Source organism: Caulobacter sp. Root343 (assembly GCF_001425745.1).
Lineage (GTDB): Bacteria > Pseudomonadota > Alphaproteobacteria > Caulobacterales > Caulobacteraceae > Caulobacter.
Genome location: NZ_LMDF01000003.1, coordinates 1 through 22,884, shown reverse-complemented (window position 1 = coordinate 22,884; position 22,884 = coordinate 1). Strand labels below are relative to the sequence as shown.

General features: G+C 69.0%; 21 protein-coding genes and 1 pseudogene. 6 read left to right on the top strand and 16 right to left on the bottom strand.

What is annotated here, in order from left to right; genetic code table 11:
• Window positions 1-704: 704 nt before the first annotated feature.
• The 8 genes from ASC70_RS04015 to zapE all read right to left on the bottom strand — a co-directional run bounded on the left by ASC70_RS04015 (window position 705) and on the right by zapE (window position 7,679).
• Window positions 705-1,025 (bottom strand): 2Fe-2S iron-sulfur cluster-binding protein, encoded by a 321-nt coding sequence (locus ASC70_RS04015; protein ID WP_047403792.1) that lies wholly within the window; start codon window positions 1,023-1,025, stop codon window positions 705-707.
• 46 nt (window positions 1,026-1,071) lie between these two features.
• Window positions 1,072-2,310 carry an NAD(P)/FAD-dependent oxidoreductase gene (locus ASC70_RS04010; protein WP_056046689.1) on the bottom strand — a complete coding sequence of 413 codons (1,239 nt, stop codon included), beginning with the start codon at window positions 2,308-2,310 and terminating at the stop codon, window positions 1,072-1,074.
• Window positions 2,311-2,405: 95 nt separating this feature from the next.
• A complete protein-coding gene (locus ASC70_RS04005) occupies window positions 2,406-3,188 on the bottom strand; it encodes a succinate dehydrogenase iron-sulfur subunit (protein WP_047403796.1) in 783 nt (260 codons plus the stop codon).
• 7 nt (window positions 3,189-3,195) lie between these two features.
• A complete protein-coding gene (sdhA, locus tag ASC70_RS04000) occupies window positions 3,196-4,983 on the bottom strand; it encodes a succinate dehydrogenase flavoprotein subunit (RefSeq protein WP_056046687.1) in 1,788 nt (595 codons plus the stop codon).
• Window positions 4,983-5,429, bottom strand: coding sequence for a succinate dehydrogenase, hydrophobic membrane anchor protein (gene sdhD, locus ASC70_RS03995; RefSeq protein WP_162247182.1), 447 nt, complete (start codon window positions 5,427-5,429; stop codon window positions 4,983-4,985). The genes sdhA and sdhD overlap by 1 nt, the downstream gene beginning before the upstream one ends.
• On the bottom strand, window positions 5,396-5,803 hold the full coding sequence (gene sdhC / locus ASC70_RS03990) for a succinate dehydrogenase, cytochrome b556 subunit (protein WP_047403801.1): 408 nt from the start codon (window positions 5,801-5,803) through the stop codon (window positions 5,396-5,398). Before sdhC ends, sdhD begins: the two co-directional genes overlap by 34 nt.
• 163 nt (window positions 5,804-5,966) lie before the next feature.
• Window positions 5,967-6,551: an NUDIX domain-containing protein gene (locus ASC70_RS03985; RefSeq protein ID WP_056046685.1), complete on the bottom strand. Its 585-nt coding sequence runs from the start codon at window positions 6,549-6,551 to the stop codon at window positions 5,967-5,969.
• Between the two features lie 9 nt (window positions 6,552-6,560).
• A complete protein-coding gene (gene zapE, locus ASC70_RS03980; RefSeq protein WP_056046683.1) occupies window positions 6,561-7,679 on the bottom strand; it encodes a cell division protein ZapE in 1,119 nt (372 codons plus the stop codon).
• A gap of 182 nt (window positions 7,680-7,861) precedes the next feature.
• On the opposite strand from zapE, the gene tsaE reads away from it, so the two are divergent.
• From tsaE to trxA, 6 genes are all read left to right on the top strand, one after another.
• Entirely contained in the window at window positions 7,862-8,308 is a 447-nt protein-coding gene (gene tsaE, locus ASC70_RS03975) for a tRNA (adenosine(37)-N6)-threonylcarbamoyltransferase complex ATPase subunit type 1 TsaE (RefSeq protein WP_056046681.1), read from the top strand.
• A gap of 7 nt (window positions 8,309-8,315) precedes the next feature.
• Entirely contained in the window at window positions 8,316-9,401 is a 1,086-nt protein-coding gene (amgK, locus tag ASC70_RS03970) for an N-acetylmuramate/N-acetylglucosamine kinase AmgK (protein WP_056046679.1), read from the top strand.
• A complete protein-coding gene (gene murU, locus ASC70_RS03965) occupies window positions 9,398-10,123 on the top strand; it encodes an N-acetylmuramate alpha-1-phosphate uridylyltransferase MurU (RefSeq protein ID WP_056046677.1) in 726 nt (241 codons plus the stop codon). Before amgK ends, murU begins: the two co-directional genes overlap by 4 nt.
• A complete protein-coding gene (gene addB / locus ASC70_RS03960) occupies window positions 10,120-13,110 on the top strand; it encodes a double-strand break repair protein AddB (RefSeq protein WP_056046675.1) in 2,991 nt (996 codons plus the stop codon). Before murU ends, addB begins: the two co-directional genes overlap by 4 nt.
• The gene (addA, locus tag ASC70_RS03955) at window positions 13,107-16,574 is read left to right on the top strand and encodes a double-strand break repair helicase AddA (protein ID WP_056046673.1); all 3,468 of its coding nucleotides are present in this window, start codon (window positions 13,107-13,109) and stop codon (window positions 16,572-16,574) included. Before addB ends, addA begins: the two co-directional genes overlap by 4 nt.
• A 120-nt stretch (window positions 16,575-16,694) precedes the next feature.
• Complete coding sequence (gene trxA / locus ASC70_RS03950; RefSeq protein ID WP_047403809.1) at window positions 16,695-17,027, top strand: thioredoxin; 333 nt, start codon at window positions 16,695-16,697, stop codon at window positions 17,025-17,027.
• An 81-nt stretch (window positions 17,028-17,108) separates the two neighbouring features.
• Here the strand turns inward: trxA and ASC70_RS24330 are convergent, their stop codons facing one another.
• The 8 genes and pseudogenes from ASC70_RS24330 to ASC70_RS25865 form a co-directional block, all read right to left on the bottom strand.
• The gene (locus ASC70_RS24330) at window positions 17,109-17,216 is read right to left on the bottom strand and encodes a hypothetical protein (RefSeq protein WP_082009057.1); all 108 of its coding nucleotides are present in this window, start codon (window positions 17,214-17,216) and stop codon (window positions 17,109-17,111) included.
• 85 nt (window positions 17,217-17,301) lie between these two features.
• Window positions 17,302-18,615: a folylpolyglutamate synthase/dihydrofolate synthase family protein gene (locus ASC70_RS03945; RefSeq protein WP_056046671.1), complete on the bottom strand. Its 1,314-nt coding sequence runs from the start codon at window positions 18,613-18,615 to the stop codon at window positions 17,302-17,304.
• Window positions 18,616-18,622: 7 nt separating this feature from the next.
• Window positions 18,623-19,549 carry an acetyl-CoA carboxylase carboxyltransferase subunit beta gene (locus tag ASC70_RS03940; RefSeq protein WP_056046668.1) on the bottom strand — a complete coding sequence of 309 codons (927 nt, stop codon included), beginning with the start codon at window positions 19,547-19,549 and terminating at the stop codon, window positions 18,623-18,625.
• A gap of 12 nt (window positions 19,550-19,561) precedes the next feature.
• Entirely contained in the window at window positions 19,562-20,389 is an 828-nt protein-coding gene (trpA, locus tag ASC70_RS03935; protein WP_047403814.1) for a tryptophan synthase subunit alpha, read from the bottom strand.
• 12 nt (window positions 20,390-20,401) lie between these two features.
• Window positions 20,402-21,622 (bottom strand): tryptophan synthase subunit beta, encoded by a 1,221-nt coding sequence (trpB, locus tag ASC70_RS03930; RefSeq protein ID WP_056046666.1) that lies wholly within the window; start codon window positions 21,620-21,622, stop codon window positions 20,402-20,404.
• 28 nt (window positions 21,623-21,650) lie between these two features.
• Complete coding sequence (locus ASC70_RS03925; RefSeq protein WP_056046664.1) at window positions 21,651-22,292, bottom strand: phosphoribosylanthranilate isomerase; 642 nt, start codon at window positions 22,290-22,292, stop codon at window positions 21,651-21,653.
• Window positions 22,293-22,352: 60 nt separating this feature from the next.
• On the bottom strand, window positions 22,353-22,622 hold the full coding sequence (locus ASC70_RS03920) for an usg protein (RefSeq protein WP_056046662.1): 270 nt from the start codon (window positions 22,620-22,622) through the stop codon (window positions 22,353-22,355).
• Window positions 22,623-22,735: 113 nt separating this feature from the next.
• Window positions 22,736-22,857, bottom strand: a pseudogene (locus ASC70_RS25865) (hypothetical protein); the annotation flags it as partial.
• Window positions 22,858-22,884: the final 27 nt, after the last annotated feature.

Below are 22,884 nucleotides of genomic sequence, written 5' to 3'. Positions count from 1 at the left end.
GTCCATGATATTCATGGTGTCTTCAAGAGACCGCAATTGTCAGCGTTCGAGATGAACCTTTCAGTCCATCGCCAGAGCGCCGCCGCCTGCGTTTCTCTTTCCAAATCAACAATGTCAAAGACCCGTCCACCTTCCGGCGAACCAACCGTTTAACGCCCGTCGTCGGCGGAGGCGGCTATCTAGCGAACCTCGAATTCCATGTCAAATCGTTTTTTTTAAAACGTTTTGAACAAGACCGGCGAACCCAGGAAATCCCGGAGACACCAGAGCGGCCAGCTTCTAGAGAAGCTAACCTTGCCAGTCAACAAGTTATTTTGAAGAAACTTCAGAACAACTTCTTGAATGACTTAACACCGCGCCGCTGAATTCTTGCGAACTCTTGTCTGCGATGTCCGGAGCGGCGCTTCTAATGAAGCGACATTCCGAAGTCAACCAACTCTTTTCGGCTTCTTCGACGCGCCGGAAATCCGGGATCGAAGAGACAAAAAGAGGATCCCTGGGCCGCCGTGGCCGCCCTTGCGGATCCGTCATCGAGTCGATTGAAGCGCGGTGTTTAGCGAAGCGTCTGAACCGATGCAACTCCCTTGCGGGGGCCGCGTCGTCCGGTCGCGATGCCGTTCCGAGCGAGGCGGTGATCTAGTCCTCCCTCGGACGACTGGCAACCCCCTCGCGACAATATAACGACGCTCTTTTGACAGGCCGCTTTAGTGCTGGCTCTCCGGCAGGCGCACGACCAGGCCGTCCAGCGCGTCGCTCACCTTGATCTGGCACGACAGGCGACTGTTGGGCTCGACGTTCTCGGCGAAGTCCAGCATCGACTCTTCCATGGCCGACTTGTCGCCGGTCTTGGCCAGCCAGGCGTCGTCGACATAGACGTGGCAAGTCGCGCAGGCGCAGGCGCCGCCACAGTCGGCGTCGATGCCCGGCACGTTGTTCTTCACCGCGCCTTCCATGACCGTCAGACCCGGCTTCACCTCGAGGGCGTGTTCGGTTCCGTCGTGTTCGATGTAGGTGATCTTGGCCATCTGTTTTCCGTTACCCCTGGAAGGCTCTCTCTTTGGGAGGCGACCCCTAGGCCGCCACCTCCTTCATGGACACCGCCGGATCGGCGAGCTTGTGGACGTCGACCGGCGTGCGCTTGGCGATCAGCTGCTTGCCGGCCATGAACTCGGGCGGCGCGTTGACCGCCTCGACCGCCTGAAGCAGGTCGCCCTTCAGATGGAACACCGCGAACCTGGCGGCGGCGACGTCGCCGCGCACCACCTGACGGTCGGCCTCGAACGGCAGGCCGGCGATCTGCAGCTTCAGATCATACTGGTCGGACCAGAACCATGGAACCTCGGGCGACGGGCCTGGACGGCCAAGTATCGCCGAGGCGGCCTGCTTGGCCTGCTCCAGGGCGTTGGGCACGCTCTCCAGGCGGAACTGCCGATCATAGAGCGGCAGCGGCCGGTGGGTGACGTCGCCGATCGCGAAGACGGACGGATCATTCGTCCGCGCCTCCAGATCGACGACCACGCCATTGGCCGTGGCCAGGCCCGCATCCTTGGCCAGCTCGTCATTGGGAATCGCGCCGACCCCGACCAGGGCGACGTCACAGGCTACGACCTGGCCGTCGGTAAACCTCACGCCCGTGACATGGCCATCCACGCCGTCGAAGCCCGCGACGCCGGCGTTCAGCGCGAACGTCACGCCGTGGCGACCATGATAGTCCTGGAAGAAAATCGACAGGGTCTCGCAGGCGACACGGGCCAGGACGCGGCTTTCGCGTTCGACGACCATGGCATAACTGCCTAGGGCCCGGGCCGAGGCGGCTGCTTCGAGCCCGACATAGCCGCCGCCGATCACGGCCAGGCGCTTGTCGGGGCCCAAAGCATGTTTCAGCAACTCGGCGTCAGCTGCTGTGCGCAGAGCCAGGACGCCGGCCAAGTCCGAGCCGGGGATCGGCAGCTCACGGGCGCGGGCCCCGGTGGCGAGAATGAGGAAATCGTAGGAAATGGCCTCGCCCGAGGCGAGGGTCACGGTCTTCTCGGACCGGTTGATCCGCTCGGCCACGCCCGACAGCCGCAGGGAGACGTTGTTGTCCGCGTACCATTCGACCGGTTTCAGCGAGAGGCTGTCGGCATCGGCCTCGCCTTTCAGCCAGGCCTTGGAAAGCGGCGGACGCTGATAGGGCAGCAGCGGCTCGTCGCCGATCAGCACGATCCGCCCCTCGTGGCCGTACTGGCGCAGGAAGGCCGCGGCCGAACCGCCCGCATGACCCGCGCCGACGATGACGACGCACGCGTTCTGATTGGCGTTAGCGCTCAAGGACGCCCTCCCTTTCGTCAAAAATGACGCCGGCGTCACCTATTGGCAAGCGCCTTTGATCAAGGCGGATAAGTGGGGAGCAGATAGCGAGCGCGTCAGACGACGCGCTCGACCATCATCTTCTTGATCTCGGCGATCGCCTTGGCGGGGTTCAGACCCTTCGGGCAGACCTGGGCGCAGTTCATGATCGTGTGGCAGCGATAGAGCTTGAACGGGTCCTCGAGCGCGTCAAGGCGGTCGCCGGTCGCTTCGTCGCGGCTGTCGATCAGCCAGCGATAGGCGTGCAGCAGGACCGCCGGGCCCAGATACTTGTCGCCGTTCCACCAGTAGCTGGGGCACGAGGTCGAGCAGCAGGCGCAGAGAATGCATTCGTAGAGGCCGTCGAGCTTCTCGCGATCCTCCGGGCTCTGCTTCCACTCGGTCTGCGGCTCGGGCGTGTCGGTGTGCAGCCAGGGCTCGATCGAGGCGTACTGGGCATAGAACAGCGTCAGGTCCGGGATCAGGTCCTTGACCACTGGCAGGTGCGGCAGCGGACTGATCTGGACCGCCTTGCCCGGCACCTCGGCCCAGCCGTGGGTGCAGGCCAGGGTGTTACGGCCGCCGATGTTCATCGAGCACGAGCCACAGACGCCTTCCCGGCACGACCGGCGGAAGGCCAGGGTCGGGTCGATGCTGTTCTTGATGTAGAGCAGGGCGTCCAGAACCATCGGGCCCACGGCGTCCATGTCGACGTCGTAGGTGTCCCAGCGCGGATTGCCACCGGCTTCCGGATCGTACCGGTAGATCTTGAAGGTCTTAACCTTCTTGGCGCCGGCCGGCGCGGGCCAGTGCTTGCCCGACTTGACCTGCGAGTTCTTGGGGAGTGCGAGTTCGACCATCGTACCCTCAGTAGACCCGTTGCTTCGGCGGGATGTAGGCGATGTCGTCGGACATCGTGTAGCTGTGGACCGGACGATAGTCGATCTTCACCTTGCCGGTCTCGACGTCGAGCCAGGCCAGGGTGTGCTTCATCCATTCGGCGTCGTTGCGGTCCGCGAAGTCCTCACGGGCGTGGGCGCCGCGGCTTTCGGTGCGGTTGACCGCGCCGTTCACCGTGACCACCGCCTGGCCGATCAGATTGTCGAACTCTAGGGTCTCCATCAGGTCGGTGTTCCACACCAGACCCCGATCGCTGACCTTGATGTCCGCCTTCTTGCGCCAGACCTCGGCCAGGCGCGCGACGCCACTGTCGAGGCTTTCGCCGGTGCGGAACACCGCCGCGTCCTCCTGCATGGCCTTCTGCATCTCGAGACGCAGTTCGGCGGTCGAGGTCGCGCCGGAGGCGTTGCGGAAGCGATCGAAGCGGGCCAGGTGGCCGTCGGTCTGAACGTCCTTCAGCTCGGGTTGCTTGGCGCCGGGCTTGAGGATCTCGGCGCAGCGCAGGGCCGCGGCGCGACCAAAGACCACGAGGTCGATCAGCGAGTTCGAGCCCAGGCGGTTGGCGCCGTGCACCGACACGCAGGCGGCCTCGCCCACGGCCATCAGGCCGGGGATCACCTGGTCGGGATTGTCACCGAGCTTGGTGACGACCTCGCCGTGATAGTTCGTCGGGATGCCGCCCATGTTGTAGTGGACGGTCGGCAGCACCGGGATCGGCGCCTTGGTGACGTCGACGCCCGCGAAGACCTTGGCGGTCTCGGAGATGCCGGGCAGGCGTTCGTGCAGGATCTTCGGATCCAGGTGATCCAGGTGCAGGAAGATGTGGTCCTTGTTCGGGCCCACGCCGCGACCTTCGCGGATCTCGATGGTCATCGCGCGGCTGACCATGTCGCGCGGCGCCAGATCCTTCACGGACGGCGCATAGCGCTCCATGAAGCGCTCGCCTTCCGAATTGGTCAGGTAGCCGCCTTCGCCGCGGGCGCCCTCGGTGATCAGGCAGCCAGCGCCGTAGATTCCGGTGGGGTGGAACTGCACGAATTCCATGTCCTGCAGCGGCAGGCCGGCGCGCAGCGCCATGGCGTTGCCGTCGCCGGTGCAGGTGTGGGCCGAGGTGGCCGAGAAGTAGGCGCGGCCGTAACCGCCGGTGGCCAGGATCACCATCTGGGCCTGGAAACGGTGCAGGGTGCCGTCGTCGAGCTTCCACGCCGTCACGCCACGGCAGACGCCGTCGTCCATGATCAGGTCGAGGGCGAAGTACTCGATGAAGAACTCGGTGTCGTGGGCCAGCGACTGGCCGTACATCGTGTGCAGCATGGCGTGACCGGTGCGGTCGGCCGCCGCGCAGGTGCGCTGGATCGGGCCTTCGCCGTAGTTCTTGGTCATGCCGCCGAAGGCGCGCTGGTAGATCTTGCCGTCGGCCGTGCGCGAGAAGGGCACGCCCCAGTGCTCGAGCTCGTAGACCGCCGCCGGAGCGTTGCGGGTCAGATACTCGATGGCGTCCTGGTCGCCCAGCCAATCCGAGCCCTTGACGGTGTCGAACATGTGCCAGCGCCAGTCGTCCTGGCCCATATTGCCCAGCGAGGCCGAGATGCCGCCCTGCGCCGCGACCGTGTGGCTGCGGGTCGGGAACACCTTGGTGATGCAGGCGGTCTTCAAGCCAGCTTGCGCGGCGCCCAAGGCGGCGCGGAGACCCGAACCGCCGGCGCCGACGACGACGACGTCGAACTTGTGGTCGATGAACTTGTAGGCCGACATCAATGGGCTCCGGTCACGGTCAGGGCCACCTTGAGGATCGAAAAGACCCCCACGGCGCCGGCCAGCACGCAGACGAACAGATTGCCGATCACCAGGGCCGACTTGCTCGTGAAACGGTGGATGTAGTCCTCGATCACCACCTGGACCGCGTGTTGCAGGTGGATCAGGGCGGCGATCAGCAGCAGGCTGAGCAGCACGGCGTTCACCGGCTGGCCGATCCAGGTCGTGACGCTGTGCTGGTCGGCGCCGACCAGCTTCAGGGCCGCGTAGACGCCCCAGATGCTCAGCGGGATCAGGGCCAGGCCCGAGACCCGCTCGGTGATGAAGTGGCCGACCCCGTGGCGCGAGGCGCCCAGGCCACGGGCGCGCGACAGCGGCGTGCGGTATTGCTCGGAAGCAGACTTGCTCATGGTCAGAACGCTCCGTTCGCGCCGGCGATGACCCAGGTGACGATCGTCGCCACGACCGCGAAGGCGATCGCCATGGCGCCGGTCATGTCGGCGATGCGCGGGGCGAAGCCCTTGCCGGCGTCCCAGAAGGTCTGGCGGATCGCGTAGGCGATGTTGAAGAACACGGCGAAGGTCTCGCCCAGCAGCACCAGCTTGCCGATCGGCGAGCCCAGGATGCTCAGATAGCCGGCATAGGCCTCGGGGCCGGCGGCCACGGCGGCCGCCCAGCCGGCCAGGATCACGGCGCCGACGTACAGGCCGATGACGCAGCCGCGGTGCAGGATCGAGCAGGCCATGGTGATATGCCAGCGCCACACCTGCAGGTGCGGCGACATCGGGCGCTCCAGCGGCCCCCGGCTCGTATCGGTCATGGAAGGTCCAACCTCAGTAGCCTTTGTGCGTTGCGGGACGCTTTTAAGCGCGAAGGCTTGGGTGTCAATTAAACGGCGCCCTGTTGAGAAACGTTCGCAGGTCGCATCCCAGGCCCACCCCTGAAGTCCAAAGGCCAAGGTTGCGTAACGCGGCGCGATCGCGTCAGGCGCGGAACACCGTCAGGGCCAGGTGCTGCAGCAGCATGATGGTCTTGGCGTCGCGGATGCGGCCATCGGCGATCATGGCCCGGGCCTCGTCGATGGTCGGCTCCAGCACCTCGATGTCCTCGCCCTCGTCGGGGTGGCCGCCGCCGTCGCCGATCCGCATCGAGGCGTCGTACTCGGCCACGAAGAAGTGCAGGATCTCGGTGACCGAACCTGGGCTCATGAAGGCCTGGAACACCGGGCGCACCTCGCTCAGGCGATAGCCCAGCTCCTCCTCGACCTCGGCCCGGATCCGGACCTCGGGTTCGGCGTCGTCGAGTAGGCCGGCGGCGGCCTCGATCAGCAGGTCGTCATAGCCATTCACGAAAGCCGGCCAGCGGAACTGCTTCACCAGCAGCACGGTCCGGTTCGTCAGGTTGTAGGGCAGCAGCACCGCCCCGTTGCCGCGGTCGTAATGTTCACGGTGCTGGGTCTGCCAGGTCCCGTCGCGACGCTTCCAGTCGAAGCTGGTCGTCTTCAGGACGTACCAGTTGTCGGAGAGCAGCTTGGTCTCGTGGACGCGAAGGCGATCTTTGACGGTCATCTCGTTTCCCTAATCTCGGACCCGCGCCACATAGTCGGCCGACCGCATTTCCTGCAGGCGCGAAACCGTCCGCTCGAACTCGAAGGATCCGTCACCCTCGGGATACAGCGCCTCGGGCTCGGCCTCGGCCAGAGCCACCAGCTTGGCGTCGGCTTCATAGAGCGCGTCGATCAAGGTGTTGAACCGCTTGGCCGCGTCACGTCGGGCGGGCGTCAGGCGCGGCACGTCCTCCAGGAACACGGTGTGGAAGCGCTCGGCGATCGCCAGATAGTCCTGCGGTCCCAGCGCCTGCTGGCACAGGCTGGCGAACGACGAGCGCACCATGCCGCCGGTCGCGCGCGGCAGGCGCATCTTGCGGCCCAGGACCTCCAAGGTCGCGCCGGTCTCGGGCGCGCCGTCCAGCATGTCGGCCCAAAGGCGCTCGAACTCCGCCTGATTGGCTTTGTCGTTCGGCGCAAGCCAGGTGCGGGCGGCCCGCAGGCGATCCAAGCGGAAGTCGACCGGGCCGCGCACGGCCACGACGTCCAGGGCCGACTTCAGCATGTCGATGAACGGCAGGAAGAGCTGGCGGTTGAGGCCGTCCTTGTAGAGGTCCTCCGGCGGCCGGTTCGAGGTGGCCACCAGGGTGACGCCCCGCGCGAACAGGGCCTCGAACAGCCGGCCCAGGATCATGGCGTCGGCGATATCGGTGACCTGCAGCTCGTCGAAGCACAGCAGGCGGGCCTCGTCGGAGATCCGCTCGGCCGTCGGCGCGATCGGATCGTCGCCCTTGGCCTGTCCGAAGCGGGCCTTGCGCGCCGCCGCGTCGCCCTTACGCCAGGCGTCGATGTCGGCGTGGACCTCGGCCATGAAGGCGTGGAAGTGGATGCGGCGCTTCTTGGCTACGGGCGCGCTGTCGAAGAACAGGTCCATCAGCATGGACTTGCCGCGCCCCACCGGTCCCCAGAGGTAGACGCCGCGCTGGCTCTTGGGCTTGCGGCCGAACAGCGAGAAGCCGGGCTCGCCGGCGGAGTCGAGGTCGGACTCCAGCCGCGACAGCGCCTCGACGGCGGCGGCCTGGGCGACGTCGGGCTTGATCTCGCCCTGGGCCAGGCGCTCGCGATAGGCGGTGCGAAGGGATGTCGGCATCGGGGATTGCGGTTAGCGCGTGAGCGACGCCAATGGAAGCCCCACGCGGTCCGAACTGGCTGACCAAGCCAGGACGCCGCTGATCGATCCCAAGGCCTTGTCCCACGACCGGGGAAGCCACGGAGACATTGAAGCGGTATGTGGAGCGCGTGTTGCCTACCGAAAAGACGAGCCGCCCTGACGTGACCACCCTCTTTCTCGCCGACGAGGCCGCGACCCAGGCGCTGGGCCGGGCCCTGGCCGCCGCCTTGCGTCCGGGCGACGCCGTCTGCCTGACCGGTCCGCTGGGGGCCGGCAAGTCAACCCTGGCCCGGGCCCTGATCCGCGCCCTGACCTCGCCCGATGAGGAGGTCCCCAGCCCGACCTTCACCCTGGTGCAGTTCTACGAGGCGACCGCCTTTCCGCTGGCCCACTTCGACCTCTACCGCCTGACGGACCCCGACGAGGCCTACGAGATCGGGCTGGACGAGGCGCTGGACGACGGCGTCGCCTTGATCGAGTGGCCCCAGAGATTGGAAGGGCGTTTGCCGGCGACTCGGCTCGATATAGACATCGCCCTCGACGGCGACGCACGACGCGCCGTCATCGTGCGGCACGGTGATTTCGAAGGACGTTCCCTTGAGTTCTGAGCGCCCCATGGGGTCTGAGAGAGAAGCGGCCAAGGCCGCGTTCCTGGAGGCCCACGGCTTCGGCGACGTCCGCCGTCAGCCGCTGGGGGGCGACGCCTCGACGCGGTCGTACGAGCGGCTGCATCGAGGCGTCGCCAGCTTCATCTTCATGGACCAGCCGCCGTCGGTCGAGACCGCGCCCTGTCCGCCGGACGCCACGCCAGCCCAGCGCGCCGCGCTTGGCTACAATGCCCTGGCCCGCCTGGCCGCCGGCCGAGTGGACGCCTTCGTCGCCTGCGCCGGTTGGCTGAACGCCCAGGGGCTCTCGGCGCCCAAGGTGCTGGCCGCCGACGCGGCGGCGGGCCTGGCCGTGCTGGAGGACCTGGGCGACGACCTCTATGCCCGCCTGATCGAGGCCGGGACCGACGAGGCTCCGCTGTACGACGCCGCCATCGACGGCCTGCTGGCCCTTCACGCCGCGCCAGCCCCGGACGTGCTCAGCTTCGATGGCTCCACCTGGCCGCTGCTGACCTATGACGGCCTGGCCCTGAAGACCGCCCACGACATCTTCGTCGAGTGGCAGCCGAAGTTCCGCGACCTGACCTTCGACGCAGCGGCCCTGGCGGATTGGGAAGCCATCTGGGCTCCGATCCGCGCCAAGGGCGAGGCCGGCGCGAGCGTCTTCTGTCACCGCGACTATCACGCCGAAAACCTGATCTGGCTGCCGGAGCGCCAGGGCGCGGCGCGGGTCGGCATGCTGGATTTCCAGGACGCGCTCTTGGCCCACCCCGCCTGGGACCTGTCGATGCTGCTGCACGACGCCCGCCGCACCGTCTTGCCCGAGCGCGAAGCCGCCTGCCTGGAGCGCTACCTGGCCGCACGGCCGGAATTGGACCGCACGACCTTTCTGGCCGATTATCATGCGCTGGGCGCGCTCAACATCATCCGGATCCTGGGCATCTTCGCGCGGCTGGTGACGCGCGACGGCAAGCCGCGCTACGCCGACTTCATCCCGCGCCTGTGGGTCTATCTGGACGTCTGCTTCGCCGATCCGGCGTTGGCGGACCTCAAGGCGTGGTTCGACAAGAACGTACCGGTGGAGACGCGTCGATGAGCGGCCCGAAAACAGCGATGGTGCTGGCCGCCGGCCTCGGCACCCGCATGCGCCCCCTGACCGACGATCGGCCCAAGGCCCTGGTCGAGGTCGCCGGCAAGGCGCTGATCGATCACATGCTGGACCGCCTGGCTGCCGCGGGGGTCGAGACCGCCGTGGTCAATGTCCATTATTTCGCCGACCTGGTCGAAGCTCACCTGAGGGCGCGCGAAGCCAAGGGCCTTGGCCCGCGCATCGTCATCTCGGACGAACGCGCCCAGGCGCTGGAGACCGGCGGCGGCATCAAGCACGCCCTGCCGCTGCTGGGCGACGGCCCGGTGTTCGTGGCCAATATCGACTCCGTCTGGATCGAGCACGCCGGCGCGGCCATCGACGCCGTGGCCGCCGCCTGGAATCCCGAGGCGATGGACGTCTGCCTCATGCTGGCCTCGACCGGCGGCTCGCTCGGCTTCCATGACAGCGGCGACGTGTTCCTGGCCGGGGATGGCGTCGTGCGCTTCAAGGACCCCGGCGAGATCGCGCCGCTGGTCTATGTCGGCGTCCATATCTGCAAGCCGGCGATCACTACCGATGGTCCTGAAGGTCCGTTCTCGCTGCTGCCGCTGTGGAAGCGGCTGGCGGCCGACCATCGCGTCCACGGCGTCGCGCCGGACGGGCTCTGGATGCACGTCGGCGATCCTGACGCCAAGCTGGCGGCAGAGGCGCGGCTCTCAGAAGAATGAGTGGTCCGGCCCCTTTCTTCGAAAGACCGGGGCCGCGCTGGTTCTCGATCCCCGCCCACCGCCCGTTCGTCGACGACCTGGCGCGCGGCCTGCTGAGCGCCCTGGAGCCGCTGGGCCCCGAGGCCCTGCCCCGCGCCACGGTCCTGACCCCGACCCGGCGCGGCGCCCGCGCCCTGGCCGACGCCTTCCTGGCGGTCGGCGGCGGCCGCGCCCTGCTGCTGCCGCAGATCCGGCCGCTGGGCGACCTGGACGAGGGCGAGCCGCCGTTCGAGCCGGGCTATCTGTCGCTGGACATTCCGCCGGCCATCTCCTCGCGCCGCCGCCGGTTCGAGCTGGCGCGGCTGGTCGTCGACCACGGCGGCCTGCTGTCGTTCAAACCCGGCCCCGTCCAGGCGCTGGAGCTGGCCAAGGCCCTGTCCGACTTCCTGGACAGCTCGCAGATCGAGGAGGTCGAGATTGATGGCAAGCTGGACGGCCTGGCCGAAGGCGACCTGGCCCAGCACTGGCAGGTCTCGGCCAAGTTCCTGAAGGCGGTGCTGCGCGCCTGGCCCGAGCGGCTGACCGACCTCGGCCTTATCGACGTCTCCGAACGCCGGGTGCGGCTGCTGCGGGCCTTGGAAGAGCAGTGGCGGAACGATCCGCCGACCGAGGTGCTGGTCGCCGCCGGCTCGACCGGCACCGCGCCCGCCACCGCCGACCTGCTGCGCGTCGTCGCCGCCGCGCCGAAGGGCGCCGTGGTGCTACCCGGCCTCGACGAGGACCTGGCCGACAGCGCCTGGGCGCAGATCGAAGGTACGCAAGGCGAGCAGCATCCGCAGGGCGCGATGAAGCGGCTGCTCGACCGGGCCGGCGTCGCCCGCTCGGAGGTCCGGGCCTGGGTTCCCGACGTCGACAGCCGAGGCCGCTGGCGGCGCCGGATCGTCAACGAGGCCTTGCGCCCGGCCGAGGCCACCGCCGACTGGCTGGCCCAGATCGCTGCTCTGCGCGCCGAAGCGCCGGACCTCGACCCGATCGCCGAGGGCCTGACCGGATTCTCGGTGATCGCCGCCCGCGCCGAGGAAGAAGCCGCCGGTGCGTGCGCCCTGCTGCTGCGCGAGGCGCTCGAAACGCCGGACATGACCGCCGCCCTGGTCACCCCCGACCAGACCCTGGCCCGCCGGGTGATGACCCGGCTGCAGCGCTGGGGCGTGATCCCCGACAGCTCGGCCGGCGCGCCGCTGGCCGCTTCGGGCGCGGCGATCCTGGCCCTGCATCTGGCGCGCCTGGTCGAGGAACCGCTGAATCCCGTCCGCCTGCTGGCCTTCGCCAAGCATCCGCTGGTGCTGGGCGAGGATGAAGCCTCCGCCGCCGCCCTGCTGGAACGCAAGGGCCTGCGCGGCGCGGCGCCCGGCTCCGCCGAGGTGCTGCGCGCCCGCTTGAAAGACGCGCCCGACGCCCTGGCGCTGGCCGAGCGCGTGTTGGCCACGATCGACCACGCCGCCGCGCCCTATGCCGGCGACGACTTCGCGCCTCCGGCCCAGGCGGCCCAAGCTCTGGTCGAGGGCCTGGAGAGCCTGATCGCTCCCGCCCGCCTGTGGGCCGGTTCGGCCGGCGAGTGCCTCGGGGCCCTGATGGCGGCCCTGATCCAGGACGGCCAGGCCCTGCCCGACGCCTCGCCCCAGGCCTTCGCCGACATCCTCGACCGGCTGGTCAACGAGGAGACGGTCCGGGTCGGCGGCGCCACCCATCCGCGGCTGCGCATTCTCGGCGCCATCGAGGCCCGCCTGGTCCGCGCCGACCGCCTGGTGCTGGCCGGGCTGGAAGAGGGCGTCTGGCCGCAGGGCGCGCCGATCGACCCGTTCCTGTCGCGGCCGATGCGCGCGCGTCTCGGCCTGCCGCCGCCCGAACGCCGGATCGGCCTGACCGCCCACGACTTCGCCCAGGCCGCCAGCGCGCCGGATGTGGTGCTGGTCCATTGCGAGCGGCGCGGCGGCGCGCCGGCCGTCGAGTCGCGCTGGCTGTGGCGGCTGAAGACCCTGGCCGCCGGCGCCGGCCTCACCCTGCCTCGCCGCGACGACGTGCTAGACTGGGTCCGCGCCCTCGACGCCCCTCGCCCTTATGCCCCGATCTCCCGTCCCGCCCCGGTCCCGCCGGTCGAGGATCGCCCGCGCAAGATGGCCGTGACCCGTGTCGAGGCCCTGACCCGTGACCCCTACGCCGTCTGGGCGCGCGACATCCTGCGGCTCTATCCGCTGGAGCGTCCCGACGAGCCGGTCGAGGCCAGAGCGCGCGGCACCGCCATCCACGCGGCGTTCGAACTTTTCGCCGAGACCTTCCCCGACGCCGTGCCGGCCAACGCGGCCACCGTGTTCGAGAAGCTCTATGTCGACGCCCTGGTCGCGGCCGGCATGCCGCCGACCGCCCTGGCTCGGGAGAGGGCCCTGGCCCGCGAGGCCGCCCTGTGGGTCGCCGACTGGGAACGCCAGCGTCGCACGACCGCCCGCAAGGTGGTCGTCGAGGCGGCGGGCGAACTGCAACTCTCGATCAACGGCCGACCGTTCACCCTGACCGCCAAGGCCGACCGGCTGGAGCCGACGGCCGACGGGACCGTCCATATCCTCGATTACAAGACCGGCGCCGCGCCGTCGCAGAAGCAGGTCGACACCGGCTTCTCGCCGCAGCTGACCTTGACGGCGGCGATCCTGATGCACGGCGGCTTTCCGGACCTGGGCAAGCCCGCGCCGGGGGACCTGACCTATGTCCGCGTCACCGGCCGCCGCCCGGCGGGCGAGGAACAGGTCCGCGCCTTCGCCGGCGAGGAAAGCAGCGCCGCCGCCGCGAAGGCGCTGGAAGGCCTCTCGACCCTGATCGCCCGCTACGACGATCCGGCCGAGCCCTACCGCTCGCGGGTCGCTCCGCAGTTCGTCAAGGAGCACCCCGGCGACTACGCCCACCTGGCGCGGGTGTTCGAGTGGTCGACCAGCGGCGACGACGGGGAGGGCGAATGAGCCTCCACGATCCGCAGCGCATCGCCGCCGATCCGGCGATCTCGGCCTTCGTCACGGCCAATGCCGGCTCGGGCAAGACCAAGACCCTGATCGACCGCGTCGCGCGCCTGCTGCTGGCCAAGGTCAAGCCCGAGGCGATCCTGTGCGTGACCTATACCAAGGCCGCCGCCGCCGAGATGCAGCGGCGATTGTTCGAGCGGCTGGGCAAGTGGTCGGTGACCAGCGACGCCGACCTGCGGGCCGAGCTCGTCAAGCTGGTTGGCGAGAGCGATGCGACCTATGACGCCCGCCGCCTCTCCGAGGCCCGCGCCCTGTTCGCCCAGGCGCTGGAGACACCGGGCGGCTTGAAGATCCAGACCATCCACGCCTTCTGCGAAAAGCTGCTACGGCGCTTCCCGCTGGAGGCGGGGGTCTCGCCCGGCTTCACGGTGATGGACGATCAGGCCGGCGCAGCTATCGCCCGCGCCGCCCGCCGCGCCACCGCCGCCTGGGTCGACAGCCATCAGGACGCCTACTCCGAAGCCTATGCCCGATTCTCCGTGGGCCTGGATTTCCAGAGCTTCGAGGCGATGTTCGCGGGCTTCGAGACGCGACGCGGCCAGATCATGGCCTATGTCGCCCGCTGCGGCGGCCTCTCCGAGGCGATCGCCGACGCCTGGAACCGCTGCGGATTCGATGCGCCGACCTCGGCCGCCGACCTCGCCGCCCAGGCCATGGCCCGGCTGGACCTCGGCGCCTGGCGCGCGGCCGCCACGGTGTTGTTCGACGGCGGCGGCAAGCAGGACGCCAAGTACGCCGAGGCGCTCGCGGCCGTGGCCCGCGATCCGGACGCGACCTTGGACCTGGCCCTGCGCGCCCTGTTCACCGAAGGCGGCGACGGAACGCCCGCGACCTGGCCGGCCAAGGCCTCGGGGCTGAAGAGCCGCGAGGACCTGCGCGAGGTCCTGCTGATGGAACAGGCCAAGCTGGAGGCCGCCCGCGAGCGGGTCCGCGCCGCCAAGGTCGCCGAGGACACCGCCGACGCTCTGCGCCTGGCGGTGCTGTACGTGACCTCGCACCAGATCGAGAAGGACGCTCGCGGCGCGCTCGACTTCACCGACCTGATCGACAAGGCCCGCGTGCTGCTGACCGAGAAGGTCGAGGCGGCCTGGGTGCTCTACAAGCTGGATGGCGGCGTCGATCACATCCTGCTCGACGAGGCCCAGGACACGGCGCCCGAGCAGTGGGAGATCCTCAGCGCCCTGACCGCCGACTTCTTCGCCGGCGAGACGTCCGAAGGCTGGAGCGGTCGCCGGGCCGAGCGGACCCTGTTCGTGGTCGGCGACGAAAAGCAGTCGATCTATTCGTTCCAGGGCGCCGATCCGCAGCGGCTGCTGGTTGAGACGCAGAATTACATCGCCCGCATCGAGGCCGTCGGCGCGATCGGCAAGGGCGTGCCGCTGACGGTCTCGTATCGCTCGACCCGCGAGGTGCTGAGCTTCGTCGACGCTTTGTTCTCCGATCCCGAAACCCGCGAGGGCGTGCCGCCGCCGGTCGGCCAGGACCTGGTCCGCCACGAGCCGTTCCGCACCGACGGCCCTGGCTGCGTCGACCTCTGGCCCCTGACCCGCGAGCTGCCCGGCGAGGAGCGGGAGGCCTGGGAAGCGCCCGTCGACGCCGAGAGCGAGCGCAGCGCCAACCGCCGCCTGGCCGAGGCGATCGCCGCCGAGACCGCCGCGATCCTCAGCCGAGGCGACGCGGTGTTCGATAAAGAACTCGGCCGCCATCGCGCCGCCCATGCCGGCGACATCCTCGTGCTGGTCCGACGCCGCAAGGTGCTGTTCGAGGAGATCCTGCGCGCCCTGAAACGGCGCGGCGTGCCGGTGGCCGGGGCTGATCGCCTATCGCTGTCCAGCCATATCGCCTTCGAGGACCTGCTGGCCCTGGGGCGCTTCATCCTGTTCCCGGATGACGACCTGACCTTGGCGGCGCTGCTGAAGACGCCGTTCTGTTCGCTGACCGACGAGGACGTCTACGCCCTGGCCAAAGGCCGCCGCGCGACGCTGTGGCTCGAGCTGCGCCGACGAGCGGAGGAGCGCCCCGAATGGACCGCCGCGCGGACGGTGCTGGACTGGGCGCTTACCGAAGGCCGTCGCCGGCAACCGTTCGAATTCTTCGCCGGCTGGCTCGGACTGGTTGGTGAAGACGGCCGCTCGCATCGGGCCAAGGTGCTGACCCGCCTGGGAGCCGAGGCCGAAGAGGCGCTCGACGAATTCCTGGCCCAGGTGATGGAAGCCGAGCAGCGCGGGGTGCGTGATCTCGAGGCCCTGGTCGCCGACTTCGCGGCTCTGGACATCGTGGTCAAGCGGGAGATGGAAGGGGCCCGGCGCGAAGTGCGGGTGATGACCGCCCACGGCTCCAAGGGTCTGGAGGCGCCGATCGTCTTCCTGCCCGAGACGACCGTGAAGCGCGGGGCCGGCGGCTCGCCGTTCCTGGTCACCGAGGACGGCGCCCTGCTGTGGTGCGCCAGCGGCAAAGGCGACTGCGACGCCTCGGCCAGGGCCCGCAAGCTGCGCGAGGAGAAGGAAAGCCAGGAAGCCCTGCGCCTGCTGTACGTGGCCCTGACCCGGGCCCGCGACCGGCTGATCCTGTGCGGCCGAATCGACGCGCGGACCAAGGATGACAAGGTCGGCGGCTGGTACGCCGCCGCCCGCGCCGCCTTCGCCCACCCCGACATCGCCCCCGAGGTGCGAACCCTCGGCGAAGGTGACGCCGCCATCCTGCGCTACGGCCCCGATCCGGCGCCCGCGCCCCGCGTGGCGGAGGACGTCCGCGCCTCGGCGGCCTCGCCAAGCTGGATGACCCGCGCCGCGCCGCCCGAGCCGGCGGCGGCCCGCTACGCCGCCCCGTCGCGGATCGAGGACAATGCCCGCGTCCCGGCGCCCTCGCCGCTGGCGCGGGTCTCGGGCCTGGGCCGCTATCGCCGGGGGGAGATCGTCCACAAGCTGCTGCAGCTGCTGCCCGACATCGCGCCCGATCAGCGCGCCAACGCGGCCCAGCGCCTGCTGGCCGGAGAGCGGGATCTGACGGACGAGCAGCGCGAGGAAATGACCCGAGCCGCCTTCGGGGTCCTGGACGACGCCCGCTTCGCCGCGGTGTTCGGACCCGGCTCCCGCGCCGAGGTCGCGCTGGCCGGAACCAGCGCCCATCTGCCGAGGGGCTTGGCCGTTTCCGGCCGCGTCGACCGGCTGGTGGTCGACGCCGAGCGGGTGCTGGTGGTCGATTACAAGACCAATCGTCCGTCTCCTGACCAGATCGAAGACGCCGATCCCGCCTATCTGGCCCAGATGGCGGTCTATGCCGCCGTGCTGCGCGAAGTGTTCCCCGGCCGGGCGATCGAGGCCGCCCTGGTCTGGACCGACGGTCCCAAACTGATGCCGGTTCCAGAAAAGGTGATGGCCCAAGCGCTGGCCCGACTGGCCTAATCCCGTTGCCGGACGGCCAACCTCCCCCTACATCTTGACGCAAGCGCCCGGAACGAATCCTGGGCTTCGACCCTTATCGCGTCCTCCGCGCCGTCGCGTGACGCCAGACTGGAGCAGACCATGAGCACCGTTGTGGTGACCGACGCCACCTTCGAATCCGACGTCCTGAAGGCCGGCAAGCCCGTGCTGGTGGACTTCTGGGCCGAGTGGTGCGGCCCCTGTAAGCAGATCGCCCCGGCCCTGGAGCAGATCTCGGAAGAGCTGGCCGACGTCGTCACCGTCGCCAAGGTCAATATCGAGGACAGCCCGACGACCCCGTCGCGCTACGGCGTCCGCGGCATTCCGACCATGATGCTGTTCCGCGATGGCCAAATGACCTCGATGAAGGTCGGCGCCATGCCCAAGGCCAAGATCCTGGAATGGCTGAACGAGGCCGGTGTTCAACCGGCTTAAGCGGTCTTTCCGCCGGAATTGAAGACGCCCGCTCCGGTCTCCGGGGCGGGCGTTTTTCGTCCAAGTTCGTCCTAGAGCGGCCTACTTCTTGGGCGTCACGATGAACGGCGAGACCGAGACCGGCGGGGCTTTCTTCTCGGCCTTCGGTTTGCGGACTTCCTTGTTGGACTTCTTCTGACCCTTGGCCATTGGCGGTTCCTGCCAGGACGGGCGCGCTCGCCGAGGATGTCCGGCGGGCCGTGCCGCCCTATCGGCGTCAGCCAGCCTTACCCGCTTAGGCCGGCCAAGTCTCGGGGCTCATCGCCAGCACTTCGCCGGCCAGATAAAGCGAGCCGCAGATCAGAACGTGAGGCGTCGGCTCCAGCTTGAGCGCGCGCTCCAGGGCGTCCTCGACCGAATCGCAGGCGCAGGCCCGCAGGCCCGCCAGCTCGGCGGCGGCGGCGGTCTCGGCGGCGCTGGCGGCGGCGGGGCCTTCGAAAGTGACGGTGAAGACCTTGGCCGCCACGCCTCGAAAAGGGGTGAAGAAGCCGGTCGCGTCCTTGTTGGCCAGCAGGCCCGCGATCAGCGCCACCGGCCGGCCGTCGCGGGCGGCGAGGTCGGACACGGCGCGGGCCACGGCGCGGCCGGCGTGCGGATTGTGGCCGCCATCCAGCCAGAGATCGGTTCCTGCCGCCTTGGCCCGCTCGGCCAGCGGGCCGGTGGTCAGGCGCTGGAAGCGGGCCGGCCAGACCGTGGCGGCGATTCCCCGTCCCATGGCCGCCTCGTCGATGCGTGGGTCGGCCATGGCCAGCAGGGCGGCGACCGCCAGGCCGGCGTTGGCGAACTGGTGCTCGCCCGGCAGCGACGGCGCGGGCAGGTCGAGCAGGCGGTCATCCATCTGGACCAGCAGCCGGCCGCGCTCGTTCCAGGCGTCGAAGTCGCGGCCCATCAGGGTCAGCGAGACGCCGGCCTTGGCGGCCGCGGCCTCGATCACCGCCTCGGCCTCTTCGTGCTGGCGGGCCGAGACGGCCGGCGCGCCGGGCTTGATGATCCCGGCCTTCTCGCCGGCGATCTGGGTCAGGGTGTCGCCGAGGAATTCACGGTGGTCGATGTCGACCGGGGCGATGACGCTGACCTTGGGGGTCACGACGTTGGTGGCGTCCAAGATGCCGCCCAGCCCGACCTCGACGATGCATAGGTCGGCCGGGACCTCGGCGAAGGCGACCAGGGCCGCGGCCGTGGTGATCTCGAAGAAGGTGATCTCCTGGCCGGCATTGGCCGCCTCGACGCGGTCCAGTACGTCGGCCAGGTGGGCGTCGGTGATCAGGGTCCCGGCCAGGCGGATCCGCTCGGCGAAGCGGACCAGGTGCGGCGAGGTGAAGACGTGGACCTTGAGGCCCGCCGCCTCGGCCATGGCCCGCAGATAGGCGACCGTCGAGCCTTTGCCGTTGGTGCCGGCCACGTGGATCACGGGCGGCAGGCGGTCCTGCGGATCGCCCAACGCCGCGCACAGCCGCCGCATCCGGTCCAGCGACAGGTCGATCAGCTTGGGATGCAGGGCCTTCAGCCGCTCGAGAGCGGCGTCGTGCGCGCGGAGATGTTCAGCCAAGGTGGCTTTACGCCGCCTTGCGGCCGCGGCCCATCATCAGGGTGCCGAGGATCGAGCCCAGCACCGCCGGCAGGTCCTTGCGGTGGGTGACGCGGTCGACCATGCCCTTCTCGACCAGATATTCCGAGCGCTGGAAGCCCGGCGGCAGGGTCTCGCGGATGGTCTGCTCGATAACGCGGGGACCGGCGAAGCCGATCAGGGCGCCCGGCTCGGCCAGGTGGATGTCGCCGAGCATGGCGTAGGAGGCGGTGACGCCGCCCGTGGTCGGGTCGGTGAGGACCACGACGTAGGGCAGGGCCGCGTCCTTCAATTCATTGATCGCGAGCGTGGTGCGGGCCATCTGCATCAGCGACAGCGCGCCTTCCTGCATCCGGGCGCCGCCGGCGGCGGTGAAGGCGATCAGCGGGACTTCACGCTCCAGCGCGGCCTTGGCGGCGGCGATGAAGCCTTCGCCGGCGGCCATGCCCAGCGAGCCGCCCATGAAGGCGAAATCCTGGACCAGCACCACGGCGTCGGCGCCGCCGACCTTGCCGTAGCCGATGGCCATGGCGTCCGGCTCGCCGGTCGCCTTGCGGGCCGCGATCAGGCGGTCCTTGTAGGGCTTGCCGTCCGAGAAGTGCAGCGGGTCCTCGGGGACCGAGGGAGTCGGCAGGGCTTCGTACTGGCCGTCGTCGAAGGTGAACTTGAAGCGGGCTTCCGGCCCGATCCGCATGTGCCGACCGGCCGGCGTGACCCACAGGGCCGCCTCCAGATCGGAGCGGAAGATCATCTCGCCCGTATCGGGGCATTTGACCCAAAGGTTCTCGGGCGTTTCGCGCTTGGCGAACGCGCCGCGCACGCCGGGCGCGATCCGCGACAGCCAGCCGCCGCGACGGCCCTCCGCCGCTGCTTTCTTGTCGCCCTTTTTCGGGTCCTGGGGTTCAGCCATAGCCATAGCCTTAGAGCCTCACTTCGTCCCGACTCGCGCCGAACGCACAGCCTTAGCCAGCTCCGACGCCTTGAGAAGAACCTTCTCGGTCACGTTTTCGTTCAACTTGGCCGCCGACTCGATTTCATCGACAAGCGCAGAGCCCACCACGGCGGCGTCGGCCACACGGGCCACCTCGGCGGCGCGTTCGGCCGTGCGGATGCCGAAGCCCACGGCGACCGGCAGGCCCGAGGCCTTGCGGATGCGCTCGACGGCCGGGGCCACCGCGTCGGCGTCGGCTTCCTTGACCCCGGTCACGCCAGCGACCGAGACGTAATAAACGAATCCCGAGGTGCGGCGGATCACGGTCGGCAGACGCTTGTCGTCGGTCGTCGGCGAGGCCAGGCGGATCAGCGCCAGGCCTTCGGCTTCGAGGGCGTCCGACAGCGGGTCGGCCTCCTCCGGCGGACAGTCGACGACGATCAGGCCGTCGACGCCGGCGTCATTGGCTTGCTTGGCGAAGGTTTCGAAGCCGCGGTTCACCAGCGGATTCAGATAGCCCATCAGGATGATCGGCGTGTCCTGGTCGCCTTCGCGGAAGGCCCGGACGATGTCCAGCGTGCCGTTCAGCGTCATCTTCTGGGCCAGGGCGCGCTGGCTGGCGCGCTGGATGGTCGGGCCCTCGGCCATCGGGTCCGAGAACGGGAAGCCCAGCTCGATCAGGTCGGCGCCAGCGCCCGGCAGGCCCTTGACGATCTCGAGCGCGGTCGCCGCGTCCGGATCGCCGGCCATCACATAGGCCACGAAGGCGGCGCGGCCCTCGGCCTTCAGCGCCGCGAAACGGCGGTCGATACGGTCTTTGGTCAAGCTATCAGAACCCTAGATCGTCCGCCCGAGGGCGTCGGCCACGGTGAAGATGTCCTTGTCGCCCCGGCCCGACAGGCAGAGCACGATCACGCCGCCCTCGCCGATCTCCTTGGCCAGCTGCGGCAGCTTGGCGATCGCGTGGGCGCTTTCCAGGGCCGGAATGATGCCCTCGAGTTCGGCGCACAGCTGGAAGGCCTTCAGCGCCTCGTCGTCGGTGCAGGTCAGGTACTGGGCCCGTCCGATGTCGTGCAGGAACGAGTGCTCCGGGCCGATGCCCGGATAATCCAGGCCCGCCGAGATCGAGTGGGCGTCCAGGATCTGGCCGTCCTCGTCCTGCAGCAGATAGGTCTTGTTGCCGTGCAGCACGCCCGGGCGGCCGCCGGTCAGGGACGCGGCGTGCTTGTCGGTCTCCAGCCCGTGGCCTGAGGCCTCGACGCCGTAGATCTTGACGCTCTCGTCGGCCAGGAACGGGTGGAACATGCCGATGGCGTTGCTGCCGCCGCCGACGCAGGCGACGACCGCGTCGGGAAGCCGGCCTTCCAGCTCCTGGATCTGCTCGCGGGTCTCGGTCCCGATCACCGCCTGGAAGTCTCGAACCATGGCCGGATAGGGGTGCGGGCCGGCGGCGGTGCCGATCATGTAATAGGTGTCGTGGACGTTGGTGACCCAGTCGCGCATCGCCTCGTTCATGGCGTCCTTCAGGGTCGCCGCGCCCGAGGTCACCGGCCGCACCTCGGCGCCCAGCAGGTTCATGCGGAAGACGTTGGGCTTCTGCCGGGCCACATCGACGGCGCCCATATAGACGACGCAGGGCAGGCCGAAGCGGGCCGTGACGGTCGCCGACGCCACGCCGTGCTGGCCGGCGCCGGTCTCGGCGATGATCCGGGTCTTGCCCATGCGCTGGGCCAGCAGGATCTGGCCCATGCAGTTGTTGATCTTGTGCGCGCCGGTGTGATTCAGCTCCTCGCGCTTGAAATAGATCTTCGCGCCACCGAGGTGCTTCGAAAGCCGTTCGGCGAAATAGAGCGGGCTGGGGCGGCCGACATAGTGGGTCAGATAGCCCCTGAGCTCTTTCTGGAAGCTGGGATCGTTCTTGGCTTCCGTGTAGGCCCGGTCCAGCTCGAGCACGAGCGGCATCAGGGTCTCGGCCACGTAGAGGCCGCCGTAGTCACCGAAACGGCCCTTGGCGTCGGGGTAAGCCGACCAATCGTTGGGCTTGGCAGGAACGTTCAAGATCGTCTTCCGAGCTGCGCTTTCAGGTTCAGGCGCGTTTGACGGCGTCGAGAAACGCCGTGATCAGAGCCGGGTCCTTTAGGCCGGGACCGCGCTCCACGCCAGAGGAAACGTCCACCAGCGGAGCGCCGGAGGCCTTGACGGCCGCGCCCACGTTCCAGGGATCCAGCCCTCCGGCCAGGAAATGCGGGCGAGAAAATCGCCGTCCGGCCAGCAGTTCCCAGTCGAATCTCGCGCCCGTCCCGCCAGGCAGGGCGGAACCCTCCACGGGTTTGGCGTCGAACATCAGGTGCTCGACGACGGTGTCGAAAGCCCTGGCCTGGTCGACGTCCGAGGCGCTGGAAACGGAGAAGGCCTTGATGACGCCGACGCCGGCGCGGGCGGCGATCTCGCGGACCCGTGACGGGGTCTCCTTGCCGTGCACCTGGATCAGGTCGGGGCGCATGGTCGCCATCAGGCGGTCGACCAGGGCGTCGTCGGGATCGACGGTGACGGCGACGGTCTTCACGCCCCGGCCGCGAACCGGCTCGACGAGGCGGGCGGCGGTCTCGGGCGTGAGGTTGCGCGGGCTCTTCTCGAAGAAGATGAAGCCCAGGAACGCGGCTCCGCCGTCGAAGGCGGCCTTCACCGTCTCGGGCGTCGACAGTCCGCAGATCTTGGCCGTGGTCATTGGCGGGGAGTTACGTTCGGGAAGCGCCCGACGCAAGCCCAGCAAATCTCACGGCCCATCCTATTGCAGCGTGAAGACCCCGTTCACGGCCCGCCACTCCTGCGGCCCGATCAGCCGGTTGTGGGCGACCCGGACCGAGTGCAGCACCCCGTCCAGCTCCCGGGCCCAGAAGTCGAGGAAGCCCTTCAGGGTCGGGAATTTCGGGGCCAGGTCGTAGTCCTGCCAGAGATAGAGCTGCAGCAGGTGGGGATGGTCGGGCAGGTGATAATGGATCTCGGCCGTCGTCAGGCCGTAGCCTTGCAGTTGCCGTTCGAACGCACTGGTCGCCATCGAAAACGCTCCGATAAACGCGGACGAACTGAAAGCTTCCGCCCACGGCGTGAGTCGCTCAAGGGACGCGTTGTCGCGGGGGTGAAGACATCTGGAGGCGCCTGTTTCTTGCCCCCTCCGCGCCTACGGCGCTCCTCCCCCGGAGGGGGAAGAAGGAGCCGCACGATCCTTCCGCCCCCTCCGGGGGCGGACGGCCGCGAAGCGGCCAGGTGGGGGCAAGTGACATCGGCTTCACGCGGCGATCCGCTGAAGTTCTGTGGGA

Excerpts from the sequence above, each read along its gene's own strand:
- ASC70_RS03920 (WP_056046662.1), bottom strand. The coding sequence starts at position 22,622 with ATGGCGACCAGTGCGTTCGAACGGCAACTGCAAGGCTACGGCCTGACG.
- sdhA (WP_056046687.1), bottom strand. The coding sequence starts at position 4,983 with ATGTCGGCCTACAAGTTCATCGACCACAAGTTCGACGTCGTCGTCGTC.
- ASC70_RS24330 (WP_082009057.1), bottom strand. The coding sequence starts at position 17,216 with ATGGCCAAGGGTCAGAAGAAGTCCAACAAGGAAGTCCGCAAACCGAAG.
- addA (WP_056046673.1), top strand. The coding sequence starts at position 13,107 with ATGAGCCTCCACGATCCGCAGCGCATCGCCGCCGATCCGGCGATCTCG.
- murU (WP_056046677.1), top strand. The coding sequence starts at position 9,398 with ATGAGCGGCCCGAAAACAGCGATGGTGCTGGCCGCCGGCCTCGGCACC.
- trxA (WP_047403809.1), top strand. The coding sequence starts at position 16,695 with ATGAGCACCGTTGTGGTGACCGACGCCACCTTCGAATCCGACGTCCTG.
- ASC70_RS04015 (WP_047403792.1), bottom strand. The coding sequence starts at position 1,025 with ATGGCCAAGATCACCTACATCGAACACGACGGAACCGAACACGCCCTC.
- sdhC (WP_047403801.1), bottom strand. The coding sequence starts at position 5,803 with ATGACCGATACGAGCCGGGGGCCGCTGGAGCGCCCGATGTCGCCGCAC.
- addB (WP_056046675.1), top strand. The coding sequence starts at position 10,120 with ATGAGTGGTCCGGCCCCTTTCTTCGAAAGACCGGGGCCGCGCTGGTTC.
- amgK (WP_056046679.1), top strand. The coding sequence starts at position 8,316 with ATGGGGTCTGAGAGAGAAGCGGCCAAGGCCGCGTTCCTGGAGGCCCAC.
- ASC70_RS03985 (WP_056046685.1), bottom strand. The coding sequence starts at position 6,551 with ATGACCGTCAAAGATCGCCTTCGCGTCCACGAGACCAAGCTGCTCTCC.
- ASC70_RS03940 (WP_056046668.1), bottom strand. The coding sequence starts at position 19,549 with ATGGCTATGGCTGAACCCCAGGACCCGAAAAAGGGCGACAAGAAAGCA.
- ASC70_RS03925 (WP_056046664.1), bottom strand. The coding sequence starts at position 22,292 with ATGACCACGGCCAAGATCTGCGGACTGTCGACGCCCGAGACGGTGAAG.
- ASC70_RS04005 (WP_047403796.1), bottom strand. The coding sequence starts at position 3,188 with ATGGTCGAACTCGCACTCCCCAAGAACTCGCAGGTCAAGTCGGGCAAG.
- zapE (WP_056046683.1), bottom strand. The coding sequence starts at position 7,679 with ATGCCGACATCCCTTCGCACCGCCTATCGCGAGCGCCTGGCCCAGGGC.